At 60.9% G+C, this 13133-nt stretch carries 9 protein-coding genes and 4 tRNA genes; 2 read left to right on the top strand and 11 right to left on the bottom strand.

From position 1 onward, the window contains the following. Positions 1-126: 126 nt before the first annotated feature. From ispG to hemA, 3 genes are all read right to left on the bottom strand, one after another. Positions 127-1251, bottom strand: coding sequence for a flavodoxin-dependent (E)-4-hydroxy-3-methylbut-2-enyl-diphosphate synthase (gene ispG, locus K3762_RS11365; RefSeq protein WP_067626200.1), 1125 nt, complete (start codon positions 1249-1251; stop codon positions 127-129). A gap of 87 nt (positions 1252-1338) precedes the next feature. Further along, entirely contained in the window at positions 1339-2628 is a 1290-nt protein-coding gene (locus K3762_RS11370) for a RodZ domain-containing protein (RefSeq protein WP_067626198.1), read from the bottom strand. 120 nt (positions 2629-2748) lie between these two features. Continuing rightward, on the bottom strand, positions 2749-3972 hold the full coding sequence (gene hemA / locus K3762_RS11375; RefSeq protein ID WP_120351283.1) for a 5-aminolevulinate synthase: 1224 nt from the start codon (positions 3970-3972) through the stop codon (positions 2749-2751). 222 nt (positions 3973-4194) lie between these two features. Between hemA and K3762_RS11380 the strand changes: the two genes are divergently transcribed. Continuing rightward, positions 4195-5271: a sensor histidine kinase gene (locus K3762_RS11380; protein WP_260009495.1), complete on the top strand. Its 1077-nt coding sequence runs from the start codon at positions 4195-4197 to the stop codon at positions 5269-5271. An 81-nt stretch (positions 5272-5352) separates the two neighbouring features. Further along, on the top strand, positions 5353-6723 hold the full coding sequence (locus tag K3762_RS11385) for a M20/M25/M40 family metallo-hydrolase (protein WP_132444541.1): 1371 nt from the start codon (positions 5353-5355) through the stop codon (positions 6721-6723). Between the two features lie 164 nt (positions 6724-6887). Here the strand turns inward: K3762_RS11385 and K3762_RS11390 are convergent. The 8 genes from K3762_RS11390 to K3762_RS11425 all read right to left on the bottom strand — a co-directional run bounded on the left by K3762_RS11390 (position 6888) and on the right by K3762_RS11425 (position 13044). Beyond that, a tRNA-Asp gene (locus K3762_RS11390) sits at positions 6888-6964 on the bottom strand. A 150-nt stretch (positions 6965-7114) separates the two neighbouring features. Further along, a tRNA-Asp gene (locus tag K3762_RS11395) sits at positions 7115-7191 on the bottom strand. A 463-nt stretch (positions 7192-7654) separates the two neighbouring features. Continuing rightward, a tRNA-Val gene (locus K3762_RS11400) sits at positions 7655-7730 on the bottom strand. Between the two features lie 41 nt (positions 7731-7771). Beyond that, entirely contained in the window at positions 7772-8341 is a 570-nt protein-coding gene (locus K3762_RS11405) for a histidine phosphatase family protein (RefSeq protein ID WP_120352226.1), read from the bottom strand. Beyond that, positions 8338-8919, bottom strand: coding sequence for a histidine phosphatase family protein (locus tag K3762_RS11410; protein WP_120351286.1), 582 nt, complete (start codon positions 8917-8919; stop codon positions 8338-8340). Before K3762_RS11410 ends, K3762_RS11405 begins: the two co-directional genes overlap by 4 nt. Positions 8920-9078: 159 nt before the next feature. Next, positions 9079-9153 (bottom strand) — tRNA-Val (locus tag K3762_RS11415). A gap of 152 nt (positions 9154-9305) precedes the next feature. Then, a complete protein-coding gene (gene lon, locus K3762_RS11420) occupies positions 9306-11717 on the bottom strand; it encodes an endopeptidase La (RefSeq protein ID WP_120351287.1) in 2412 nt (803 codons plus the stop codon). 232 nt (positions 11718-11949) lie between these two features. Continuing rightward, positions 11950-13044 carry an alkene reductase gene (locus K3762_RS11425; RefSeq protein ID WP_132444540.1) on the bottom strand — a complete coding sequence of 365 codons (1095 nt, stop codon included), beginning with the start codon at positions 13042-13044 and terminating at the stop codon, positions 11950-11952. Positions 13045-13133 lie beyond the last annotated feature (89 nt).

Here is a 13133-nt window from a genome sequence, read left to right on the forward strand (position 1 = left end):
CAGCTTCCAAACAGCCAAAAAGCACGCGCCCCTCCCGGTTCACGCGCCCCCCATCATCTTCATCCTTTTAAAAATACCGCAGCGCACCCTGTCCGCCGCCACCCGGCCAGCGGCCCAGCCACTACCCTATTCCGCCGCTTTCACCGCTTCAGCCTCAATCTGCGCCGCGCGTTCTTCGACCTGCTCGACGATATGCTCGATCATGCCCTCATTCCCAAGCTTATGGCTCTGTTTCCCCGCGAGATAGACCATGCCAGACCCGGCCCCACCGCCGGTGAAACCCACATCGGTCATCAGCGCCTCACCGGGGCCATTCACCACACAGCCAATGATGCTGAGGCTCATGGGCGTCTTGATATGCTCCAGCCGTTTTTCCAAGGCCTCGACAGTCTTGATTACGTCAAATCCTTGCCGCGCGCAGGAGGGGCAAGAGATGATGTTCACACCGCGATGCCGCAGGCCCAGAGATTTGAGGATCTCATAGCCAACTTTCACCTCTTCGACCGGATCGGCCGACAGAGAAACACGGATCGTGTCACCAATCCCGCTCCACAGCAGATTGCCCAAACCGATGGCCGACTTAATCGTGCCCGACATCAGTCCGCCTGCCTCGGTAATACCAAGGTGGATGGGCGCGTCAGTGGCATCGGCAAGCTGTTGGTAGGCGGCGGCGGCCATGAAGACGTCGGACGCTTTGCAGGAAATCTTGAACTCGTGGAAATCGTTATCTTGCAGGATCTTGATGTGATCCAGACCGCTTTCGACCATCGCATCGGGGCAAGGTTCGCCGTATTTCTCCAGCAAATGCCGCTCCAGCGAGCCTGCATTCACGCCGATCCGAATGGAGCAATTATGGTCCCGCGCGGCCTTGATGACTTCGCGAACGCGCTTTTCGTCGCCGATGTTGCCGGGGTTGATGCGCAGGCAGGCGGCACCGGCCTCAGCGGCCTCGATCCCGCGTTTGTAATGGAAATGAATGTCCGCCACGATGGGCACAGACACCTCGCGCACGATCTCACGCAGGGCTTTGGAAGACGCCTCATCCGGGACCGAAACCCGTACGATATCCGCGCCCGCATCGGCGGCGGTCTGCACCTGTTGGATGGTGGCGGCCACATCAGTGGTCAGCGTATTCGTCATGGTCTGCACGGTGATCGGCGCATCACCGCCCACTGGCACATTGCCCACCATGATCTGCCGGGACTTGCGACGCGGAATATCGCGCCAAGGGCGAATGGAATGAAGCGACATGAAGACACCTTTCGCGGGATCAGGGGCTATGGCCCCTACCTATTCAGCCGGGGCATCATGTGCAATGGGAAGCGACGGCCCGCGCGCTTAGCTGCCCTGACAGGGCATCGCCGCCAGCGCGGAAGGGTCAAGCGAGCCTTCCAGATCGGCGAACATCCGGCTCAGCGATTGCTCTGCCTTTGGGTCAACTGGCTGATAAAGTTCGGCCAGCGCCTGCGCGTGGAGCGGCACATTCGAAGTGACAGCACCACGCGGCCCGACAGGGCCGAAACATCCGTCTGCCATCGCGAAATAAAGCGCACCGGATTCGCCCGTCCGCAGGGAGGGCGGCTCTTCGGTGACGGGGACATCCCATGTGTCGCCCTTATTCATCACGCCTTCGAAAATCACCGTGCCATCGGCGGCGCGCACCCGCACCCATGAGGGATAGGCCGCGACCATGCGCACCTTGTCTCCCAAAGGCTCAACCACCTGCGGTTTGGGCAGATCGGTCTCGGCGTTGGCAAGCATCAGGGCTTCGTCGATGGCAGCGTCGATCGTGCCATTCTCGGCCACGGCGGTGCTTGGCTCTGCCGTGGCAGGGCGGTCGGGGGTCGGGAAATTGCTGACGGAGCGCGGATCGATGGAGGCAATGGGCGCATCACGCGCCACCAACACCGGCACATCCAAAGCCTGCGGGCGATAAAGCCGGTCGAGCGCATCAGCGCGCGGGCTTTCCACGCTTTGGGGCGCAGCGGAATCGTCTTCCGCGTCTGGTGCGCGGGCCAGTGCCCCGTCCAGCGGATCAAGGTCGGACAGCACAATCGGGGTCTGATCCACCGGCGCCACCTGCACGCGCTGAACCTCTTTCAGGACGGTCCAGCCGCCAAAGCCGATAGCAGAGATCAGCGCGATCAGCACCAGCGAAGAGCCGACCGCACCCGGCTCAATCCGGCTGAGCAGCCCATCGCCCGTGGGCACGAAAGGCGTATTGGGGCGGGCGAAAAGATCGTCTTCTTTCGGGGTCTTACGGCGTTCTTCGAAACTGGGCTTTTTAACCACCGAGGCTTCGGCGGACATGCCATGGGCCACGGCGAAACCGGATTCCTTGCAGAATGCGGCAAAGGCCTGATCGGGGTCCATGTTGAGGTAGCGTGCGTAGGAGCGCACGTAGCCCGCGATGAAACCGGGCGTGTCGAATGCACCCGGGTCGCAATTCTCAATCGCCGCGATATAGGAGGCTTTGATGCGCAATTCGCGCTGCACGTCGAGCAGGGATTTACCGAGCGTGGCGCGTTCACCGCGCATGACATCCCCCAACCGCAATTCGAATGCATCGAACCCTTTGGGTTCGACTGTTTCGTCCTCAGCGGTTCTGGAGGCCCATCGCCCGATCATCAATATGCCCTGTCCCTGTTAGCCTGTAGCTTTGATCCAAACACGCCCCAACGATTCGGATGTAGCCTTTTCTTGACAAAAGGCTACCACAAGACAACGCAAAACACGAATAGCGCTGCGTTAGCCCGCAGCTTCGGCACGATTCAGCGCACAATGAGACCAGAGCGTGTCCATCCCGCGAACAAGCGCGTCCATTTCCTTGGGCCCATGCACCGGCGACGGCGTGAAGCGCAGCCGCTCTGTACCGCGTGGCACCGTGGGGAAGTTGATGGGCTGGACATAGATGCCGTGATCTTCGAGCAGCATGTCCGACAGCAGCTTGGTATGGACCGGGTTGCCCACCATGACGGGCACGATATGGCTGCCGTGGTCGATGATCGGCAGGCCCAACCCCTTGAGCCGCAATTTCAGCGCCTTGGCCTGCTGCTGGTGCTTTTCGCGCAGTTCCGGCGCGCGTTTGAGATAGGCAACCGAAGCCGCCGCCCCCGCCGCCACGGCGGGCGGCAGCGAAGTGGTAAAGATGAAGCCCGGCGCATAGGAGCGGATCGCGTCGCACATCTTGGCAGAGGCCGCGATATAGCCGCCCATGACGCCGTAAGCCTTGGCCAGCGTGCCGTTGATGATGTCGAGCCGGTGCATCAGGCGGTCACGCTCTGCCACCCCTGCCCCGCGCGGGCCGTACATGCCCACGGCGTGCACTTCGTCGATATAGGTCAGCGCGCCGAATTCATCAGCCAGATCACAAATCTCTTCGATGGGGCCGAAATCACCGTCCATGGAATAGATCGATTCAAATGCAATAAGCTTGGGCGCGGCGGGGTCATCGGCCTCCATCAACTCGCGCAGATGGTCCAGATCGTTATGGCGGAAGATGCGCTTGGCCCCGCCATTGCGGCGCACCCCTTCGATCATGGAGGCATGGTTCAGCGCGTCGGAATAGATGATCAGCCCCGGAAACAGCTTGGGCAGCGTGGAAAGCGTGGCATCGTTGGCGATATAGGCCGAGGTGAACAGCAGCGCCGCTTCCTTGCCATGCAGATCGGCCAGTTCGGCCTCAAGCTGTTTGTGGTAAACCGTTGTGCCAGAAATATTGCGCGTGCCGCCAGAGCCTGCCCCGGTCGCGCGCAGGGCCTCTTCCATTGCTTCGATCACAACGGGGTTTTGCCCCATGCCAAGGTAGTCGTTGCCGCACCAAACGGTGATATCTTGCTGCGATCCGTCGGGCTTGGTCCAGACCGCATGGGGGAACTGGCCGTTGCGACGCTCGATGTCGATGAAGGTCCGGTAGCGGCCTTCGTCATGCAGGCGCGCAATCGCCGCGTCGAGCTTCTCGTTATAGTCCATTGCGCGTCTCCATCTTTTGGCGCGAACAGGAAGGGCCCCTTCCATATTCAGCTTTTAGAATGATTACAGATCCAAGGCCGAAGCTTCAATCTCTTATCCTGAACCCGCTGCGGGACGAACTGTCGCAGGTAGGAGCGCGGATTTAGGCACAGTTTGGATTGTCTGCTTGTGTTTTCGGGCGCTTTCCTGTCTTCAACAGGAAACCCAGAAAGGGGCCTTAATTTGCGCGCCGATCCTCACCCCCAGCAGGACCAACGCCTGCGGACACTCTATAATTATGAGATCCTCGACACCCCGCGCGAGGCGGAGTTCGACGAAATCGTCGAGCTGGCAGCCGAGATCTGTGAGGCGCCCATTTCGGTGATCAACCTGATCGACAAGGACCGCCAGTGGTTCAAAGCCGAGGTTGGGCTGAACGCGCGCGAGACGCCGCTTGAGACCTCGCTGTGCTCTCATGCGATTCTGGAAGACCCTTTCATTGAGATTCCCGACACGCTCAAAGACCCGCGGATGGCGGACAACCCGCTGTGCACCGCGGGTGACGGGCTGCGCTTTTACGCGGGCGCCCTGCTGGTGGCGTCGGACGGGATGCCGCTTGGCACGCTGTGCATCCTTGATAACAAACCGCGACAGCTGACCGCGCTGCAACGCAAGGCCATGTCCGTGCTGTCCCGTCAGGTGATGAAACAGCTAGATCTTCGTATTGCCCTGCGCCAGCAAGAAGTGCTGATGAGCGAGGCCGACCACCGGGTGAAGAACTCGCTCCAGACTCTTTCGGCCATGGTCCGGCTGCACAGCCGCCACTTGGACGACGAGACCACGGTCGATGTGCTTGACGGCATCCAGCGCCGCGTCAACGCCATGGCAACGCTGCACGGTGAACTGCAATCCGTGCGCGGGCGCGATGAGGTCGATGCACAGAAATACCTCGACAAGGTGGTTGGGCTTTTGCGCGAAACCGCACCGGGGCATGTGAAGATCAACTACAGATCAGACCCCGTCGTCCTGCGCTCGACTGCGGCGTCTTCCATGGCGCTGATCATAAGCGAGTTCGCGGCCAATTCGATCAAACACGCCTTCCCCGAAGCCACGCCCGGCAACATCGAGATTGACCTGAGCCTGCGCGACGGGCGTTTTATTCTGTCTTGCAAAGATGACGGCATCGGCGCGGAAAACGAAGGCAAGCGGCGGGCCGACAGCATCGGGCAAACCTTGATGGCGGCGGCGGCCTCGCAGTTGAATGCGCAGGTGGATCACCGTCTCACGCCCGAGGGCAGCCGCCTCTCGCTCACGTTCTGAACACTGGCCCCGCGGCCACTGGACACGCCCTGCCCGCCTGATACCTTCGCGCCAAACTCACAAGCGCAAGGAATTTAAGCCATGTCCCTCGACGATGTTCTCGCCCGGATCGACGACGATCTGCCCACCGCCACTGACCGTCTGCTAGAACTGCTGCGCATCCCGTCGATCTCAACCGATCCGGCCTATAAGGCCGATTGCGACCGCGCCGCCGATTGGCTGGTCGCGGACCTTAAATCAATGGGGGTAGAGGCCGAAAAACGCGCCACGCCGGGGCATCCGATGGTTGTGGGGCATGTGGGCGAAGGCAAGCCGCATCTGCTGTTCTACGGCCACTATGATGTGCAGCCGGTCGACCCGCTGAACCTTTGGGACCGCGACCCCTTCGATCCGGCGGTAGAGGACACCGACAAGGGTCGCGTGATCCGGGGCCGTGGGGCCGCTGACGACAAGGGCCAGTTGATGACCATCATCGAGGCCTTGCGCGCATGGAAAGAAGTGAAAGGCGACTGGCCGTGTCGCATCACCTTCTTCCTCGAAGGCGAAGAGGAATCCGGCTCGCCGTCGCTTGTCCCCTTCATGGAGGAAAACGCCGAGGAGTTGAAAGCCGATGTGGCGATGATCTGCGACACCGGGCTGTTTGAGAGCAAGACCCCCGCCATCGTCACCATGCTGCGTGGGCTTCTGGGCGAAGAGCTGACCGTCACCGCCCCCTCCAAAGACCTGCATTCGGGCATGTACGGCGGCATTTCGATGAACCCGATCCGTGCGCTCAGCAAAGTGATCGCGTCGCTGCATGACGACGAAGGCCGCATCACCATCCCCGGCTTCTATGACGGCGTGCCGGACCTGCCCGAGGATCTGGAAGCGCAGTGGCAGGGGCTGGCCTTTGACCATGCCGCCTTCCTCGGCGACGTAGGTCTCAGCAAACCCGCAGGCGAACAGGACCGCACCCCGCTTGAGATGATCTGGTCGCGCCCGACTTGTGAGGTTAATGGCATCTGGGGCGGCTATACTGGCGATGGATTCAAAACGGTCCTACCGTCCGAGGCGCACGCCAAGATCAGCTTCCGTCTTGTCGGCACGCAAGACCCGCTCGCCATTCGCGAGAACTTCCGCAAGATGGTGGCCGAGATGCTGCCCGAGGATTGCACCGTCGACTTCTCAGGCCACGGCGCCAGCCAAGCATCAGGTGTAGAAATTGGCCATCCGATGTTCGAACCCGCCCGCCAAGCGCTCAGCGATGAGTGGCAGGTGCCTGCGGCCTATATCGGCTGTGGCGGCTCGATCCCGATTGCGGGGCATTTCCAAAAGATTCTCGGCACTGAGCCGATGTTGATCGGTTTCGGCAAGGACGATGACCAGATCCACTCCCCGAACGAGAAATACGACATGGAGAGCTTTCACAAAGGCATCCGGTCTTGGGCCCGCATCCTTGATGCGCTGACCTGATCCCACCGGCGATCGGGCCTGCCCGGTCGCCAATTGCACCCCACTTGCGATCGGGCCTGCCCGGTCGCCAATATGCCGCCTTGGGCGATGCAAACCTACGGCGCGCGCCACCAGTGCGACCGCTTTGGTCGCAGTGTATGTCTACTATAACGAAGGGGAGAAAGTGGCGCGGTTGACGGGGCTCGAACCCGCGACCCCCGGCGTGACAGGCCGGTACTCTAACCAACTGAGCTACAACCGCGCGATGTGGGCGGAATAGGCCAAGGGGCGCGGGCCGTCAAGCGCATTCGCCCGAGAAAATGCGCTTTGGGAAAAGAAGTTTCGCGCGGTATTTTGTGGGGGCTGGAAACGAAAAAAGGGACCTCGAAGAGGTCCCCTTTTCAGGCAGCGGTGGCGCGGTTGACGGGGCTCGAACCCGCGACCCCCGGCGTGACAGGCCGGTACTCTAACCAACTGAGCTACAACCGCCCGCTGCACTCTCCAGGTCGCCCCGGAGCGTTTGGGTGTTCTATGGTGAGGGCGCTCTGCCGTCAAGCGCGGTTTGTGCGAAAATATGAAAATTTCGCAAGTTGTTCTTGGGGCGTTTGGGGGCCGGCTTCGCGGCTTCAGATCCCGCGATGTTCGCCGAGGGTTCGGGGCGCTTTGATCGGATTGGTCGCTGCTGTTCAGAGGGTCGGGCAGCGGAATGGCATAGCTTTCTTAGCCAGCCACATTACACCCACAAGAATGGTGCATGGGGGCTGCACCAAGACGCTGCACAAGCTGCACAGGCAGTTCTTCTTAGTGGCCGATAGGACATCTCTTAACGGGAGGGGAGTGTTGGGCCGTAAAAGCCTCAAACTCCCGACCCAGACTGACCGCGGAGCGGACGGGCGTCGGTCGGGCCTACCACTGCGGCAGTCGATCACAACAAACAAATACGTGGGGGAGGTGGTGGGTCGTGAGAGGCTCGAACTCCCGACATCTTCGGTGTAAACGAAGCGCTCTACCAACTGAGCTAACGACCCGACTTGGACCTCATAGCGCAAGGTGGGGGCGGGCTTCAAGCCTATAATGTCAGCCTTTTTTGCTCACCTTTCTCAAGTCGGAACACCACCCCCTGCCCGCCTTGCATGTCCCGCAGCGCGCTTGGCGCGCGGTCCAGTAAAATAAGGCGTAGCATGCGCGATGTGATGCCATGTGTCACCAGCACATGAGGCCCGGTCAGACTGTCGAGAAAGCTGCGGCAGCGCTCATAAAGCGCCGCGAATCCCTCGCCATCGGGGGCATGTTCGTAAAGATCATAGGAATCACGCGCGTCTGGGGTTTGCCGCAACAATGTATCGCGCGACTTGCCTGCCCATGCGCCGATGCCGATCTCACCCAGTCGCGGGTCCGTCGCGACCGTCATTCCCAGCCCCGCCAGCGCAAGTTCCGCCGTGGCCACAGCCCGCCCCTGCGGACTGCTGAGCGCAGAGAATCCTGCCATATCGCAGCGCTTGAGAATCGCATTCTGTGCGGCGGCCTGCGCACGGCCCGTGTCGGTCAGCGGAGAATCGAAATGCCCTTGCAGTCGGTTGGCGAGGTTCCATTCCGTCTCACCATGACGCAGGATATAGAGCGTCGGGTGGCGGCTCATGCAGGGCATTCCAGAACGCTTTCTGTCCCGTTCTCCAGCAGATAGACGCAGCCCTGCCTGTTGCTCAGCCCCCCCGCTGCGGCCAGATCAAGGCCGCGCACCTCCGCCCGGAGCACCTGCCCCCAGAGCCCATGGGCAACCAGCACGGTGGGCGCGATCAGGCTATCAAGCAGCGCGCGGATCCGCCCGCGAAACGCCGGCAGCCCCTCCCCGCCCGGCGCGGCGGCGTAGATGTCCAGCGGCGCTGGATGGCGCGCGGCGAGATCGGGATTGGCGGCAAGAATCTCATCACGGGTGAGCCCCTGCCACGCGCCTGCATGGATCTCCACCAGACGCGCATCCGTTTGAAAAGACGCCCCATCCAGTGCAATCCGCGCAGTCTGCTGCGCACGGCCAAGCGGAGAGACGAGAATATCGGGCTTTTGCGCAAGGACCGCCGGCATCACCTGCGCCTGCTGCGCGGCCTCGGCGATGCCCTGATCGGTCAGCGGTGAATCGAGATGGCCCTGCAATCGGAACGCGCGGTTCCACTCGGTCTGCCCGTGTCGCAGGAACCAGATTTTGGGATGTGCCGACATGCTCTCTCCGCCGTGTTGTCCGTGGTATGGCCATTGATTGGATAAGGACCACCGCAGGACGGGGAAGGCAAGCCTGCCCGGTGGCTGGGATCATGCGCAGATGAGCCAGAGTGCCGTCACGCAGGACTGCCGATTGAATTTATTCAAAACGTAGGAAAATGGTGGGTGATAAGAGATTTGAACTCCTGACATCTTCGATGTGAACGAAGCGCTCTACCACTGAGCTAATCACCCTTGCGGGGCGAAGTAGCCAATTGCGGCGATGCTTGCAAGAGGGTTTGGCGCAAAAACTGTAGCGGAATGCGGTACGGCCTATCTCCTGCTAAAACGAAAAACGCGCGCCTCAAAAGGCGCGCGTTTGGGGGCGTTTTGATAGGCCAACCGGCTTAATGCGTGGTGGTCGCGTCCACGCCAGCGGCACGGGCTTTGATCGCGGCAGCCTCGGCGGCCTCTTGGGCGGCTTCGTCCCAGTCGATCGCCTTTGGCTTGCTCACCAGCGCATGCTCCAGCACCTCAGAGACGTGGTTTACCGGGATGATGGTCAGCCCTTCTTTGACGTTATCCGGGATGTCCGGCAGGTCTTTCTCATTCTCCTGCGGGATCAGCACCGTGGTGATACCGCCGCGCAGGGCCGCGAGAAGTTTCTCTTTCAAACCACCGATCGGCATGGCGTTACCGCGCAGCGAAACCTCGCCCGTCATGGCGATGTCGCGCCGCACGGGGATCTGCGTCAGCACCGACACGATCGAAGTCACCATCGCCAGACCGGCCGAGGGGCCGTCTTTGGGCGTGGCACCGTCGGGGACGTGCACGTGGATATCCAGCGTGTCGAACTTCGGCGGCTTGATCCCGATCTGCGGAGAGATCGAACGGACGTAAGAGCTTGCCGCGTCGATGCTTTCCTTCATTACATCGCCAAGCTTGCCGGTGGTCTTCATCCGGCCCTTGCCCGGCAAACGCAGAGCTTCGATCTGCAACAACTCACCGCCCACGGAAGTATAGGCCAGCCCGGTGACGACGCCGATCTGGTCTTTCTCTTCGGCCAGACCGAAGCGATGCTTGCGCACGCCAAGGAAGTCTTCGAGGTTGTCGCCGGTCACGGTGACGTTCTCAGCTTCCTTTTTCACGATCTTGGTCAATGACTTACGTGCCACCTTGGCGATCTCGCGCTCAAGGTTCCGCACGCCAGCCTCGCGGGTGTAGTAGCGGATCATGCCGGTCAGAGCGGAATCCTCAATTTCGAACTCCTTCTTCTTCAGACCGTGGTTCTTGACCTGTTTGGCCACCAGATGCTGCTTGGCGATCTCGCGCTTTTCGTCCTCGGTGTAGCCCGAGAGCGGGATGATCTCCATCCGGTCCAGAAGCGGCCCGGGCATGTTGTAGCTGTTCGATGTGGTCAGGAACATCACATTCGACAGATCGTATTCCACCTCCAAGTAGTGGTCTACGAAGGTGCCGTTCTGTTCCGGATCAAGCACTTCGAGCATCGCGGAAGCCGGATCGCCACGGAAGTCCTGCCCCATCTTGTCGATTTCATCGAGCAGGATGAGCGGGTTCGTGGTTTTCGCTTTTTTCAGCGCCTGAATGATCTTGCCGGGCATGGAGCCGATGTAGGTCCGACGGTGGCCGCGGATCTCGGACTCGTCACGCACACCACCCAGCGAGATGCGAATGAATTCGCGCCCCGTGGCCTTGGCGACCGACTTACCCAAAGATGTCTTGCCGACGCCCGGAGGGCCGACGAGGCACATGATCGGGCCTTTCATCTTGGACGAACGCTGCTGCACGGCAAGGTATTCGACGATGCGTTCCTTGACCTTATCCAGGCCATAGTGATCGTCATCCAGCACCTTTTGCGCACGGCTGAGATCTTTCTTGACGCGCGATTTCACGCCCCATGGGATCGACAGCATCCAATCAAGGTAGTTGCGCACAACGGTGGCTTCGGCAGACATCGGGCTCATGTTCTTGAGCTTTTTGATCTCGGCATCGGCCTTTTCGCGGGCTTCCTTGCTCAGCTTGGTCTCGGCCACGCGGGCTTCGAGTTCGGCCACTTCGTTCTTGCCGTCTTCGCCATCGCCGAGTTCCTGCTGAATGGCCTTCATCTGCTCATTCAGATAGTACTCGCGCTGCGTGCGCTCCATCTGGGATTTGACGCGGGTCTTGATCTTTTTTTCGACCTGCAGCACGGACATTTCGCCCTGCATCAGCCCGTAAACTTTCTCAAGCCGCTCAGAAATGCTCAGCGTTTCCAGCAGGTCTTGCTTTTGCTCGACTTCGATACCGAGGTGACCGGCCACGAGGTCGGCCAGACGTGCAGGTTCGGCGCTTTCGCCAACGGCGGCAAGCGCTTCTTCGGGGACGTTCTTCTTGACCTTGGCGTAGCGCTCAAACTCATCCGCCACAGTGCGCAGCAGCGCCTGTGTGGTGGCCGCATCGCCTGGCATCTCTGTGAGATACTCGGCGCGGGCCTCAAAGAAGTTGTCGTTTTCAAGGTATTCGGTGATGCGCACCCGCGCCTGACCTTCGACCAGCACTTTGACGGTGCCATCGGGCAGTTTCAGCAATTGCAGCACATTGGCCAACACGCCGGCCTTGTAGATGCCAGCGGTGTCGGGATCATCCTCGGCGGGGTCGATCTGGCTCGACAGCAGGATCTGTTTGTCGTCTGCCATCACCTCTTCAAGGGCGCGGACGGATTTTTCGCGGCCAACGAAAAGCGGCACGATCATGTGGGGAAACACGACGATGTCGCGCAGCGGAAGCACCGGGTAGGATGCGTTCAGTGGCTCTAACATGCTCAATTCCTTATCTTAGCAAGACATCCGGGCCCCTGTCATAGGCGGCCTCTGACATCCCCTTTTCTGGACAGGATATGTGTGCATCCCATCCGCCTGTTTCAATCCCTTGCGGGGTATTAGGCCGCCATCATCGCGCTTCGGCGGGGTGGAGGCAAGCGCGCGTTGGGTTGATTTCGACCCAATTCCGCGCGCCGTGGCACGGGGCGCCGCATGGGCGCCCCGTAATTGATCAGGCGTCGGCCTGTTCCAGTGTCGGATAATCGGTAAAGCCTTCGCGCCCGCCCCCGTAGTAGGTATCGGTATCGCCCTCGTTCAGCGGCCCGTTCATCTGCCAACGGCGCGGCAGATCGGGGTTGGCGATGAAGGGGCGGCCCACGGCGATCAGATCGGCCTTGTCATTGCCCACGGCCTCAATCGCCATCTCACGGTCATAGCCGTTATTGGCCATATAGGGCCCCTCAAAGAGCGCGCGCAGGGCGGCGATGCTTTCGCCTTCGTCAAGCTCACGCGAGCCGCCCGTCGCACCTTCGACGAGGTGCAGATACGAGAGGTTGTAGCGGTTCAGCCCTTTGACGACACACTCAAACGTCTCCTGCGGGTTGGCGTCTTCGATCCCATTGGCGGGCGAGAAGGGCGAGAGCCGCAGGCCGACACGTTCACCGCCCCAGACCTTTGTCACAGCATCCAGCACTTCAAACAGCAACCGCGCGCGGTTTTCCACACTGCCGCCATAGGCGTCATCGCGTTTGTTGCTTCCGGTTTTCAGGAATTGGTCCAGCAGATAGCCATTGGCCCCATGCACCTCGACCCCGTCGAAACCGGCTTTTTTGGCCATTTCGGCGGCATGGGCGTAGTCCGCGACCAGACGCGGCATCTCATCCAAATCCAGCGCGCGCGGCTCTGAAGTATCCTCAAACCCGTTGGCGGTAAAGGTTTTTACCCCCGCCGCGATGGCCGAGGGTGCGACAGGCTTGCCGCCCTCAGGCTGCAGGGAGGTATGGCTGATCCGGCCCACGTGCCACAGTTGGATCACGATGCGCCCGCCTTCGGAATGCACCGCATCGGTCACTTTGCGCCATGCGGCGACCTGGCCTTCGGTATGGATGCCGGGGGTTTGGAAGTACCCTTTGCCCTCGGGGCTGATCTGGGTGGCTTCGGTGATGATGATGCCCGCTCCCGCGCGCTGGCGGTAATACTCGACATGCATGTCCGAGACTTCGCCAGTCTCGTTATCTGCACGGTTGCGGGTCAGCGGGGCCATCACCAGACGGTTGTCGGCCACAATCTCACCGGCGGTGAAGGGGGTAAATAGCTTCTCGGTCATATTCGGGCCTTTCCTTGCAATAGACTGTGCAAGGGCACCTAAGACCCTGCCGCAATGCAGCAAGGACCGTCAGCACAATTTCGCGTGAG

The organism is Sulfitobacter sp. W074 (assembly GCF_025142275.1).
Classification (GTDB): Bacteria; Pseudomonadota; Alphaproteobacteria; order Rhodobacterales; family Rhodobacteraceae; genus Sulfitobacter; species Sulfitobacter profundi.

Excerpts from the sequence above, each read along its gene's own strand:
- K3762_RS11385 (WP_132444541.1), top strand. The coding sequence starts at position 5,353 with ATGTCCCTCGACGATGTTCTCGCCCGGATCGACGACGATCTGCCCACC.
- K3762_RS11410 (WP_120351286.1), bottom strand. The coding sequence starts at position 8,919 with ATGTCGGCACATCCCAAAATCTGGTTCCTGCGACACGGGCAGACCGAG.
- K3762_RS11425 (WP_132444540.1), bottom strand. The coding sequence starts at position 13,044 with ATGACCGAGAAGCTATTTACCCCCTTCACCGCCGGTGAGATTGTGGCC.
- hemA (WP_120351283.1), bottom strand. The coding sequence starts at position 3,972 with ATGGACTATAACGAGAAGCTCGACGCGGCGATTGCGCGCCTGCATGAC.
- K3762_RS11370 (WP_067626198.1), bottom strand. The coding sequence starts at position 2,628 with ATGATCGGGCGATGGGCCTCCAGAACCGCTGAGGACGAAACAGTCGAA.
- K3762_RS11405 (WP_120352226.1), bottom strand. The coding sequence starts at position 8,341 with ATGAGCCGCCACCCGACGCTCTATATCCTGCGTCATGGTGAGACGGAA.
- ispG (WP_067626200.1), bottom strand. The coding sequence starts at position 1,251 with ATGTCGCTTCATTCCATTCGCCCTTGGCGCGATATTCCGCGTCGCAAG.
- lon (WP_120351287.1), bottom strand. The coding sequence starts at position 11,717 with ATGTTAGAGCCACTGAACGCATCCTACCCGGTGCTTCCGCTGCGCGAC.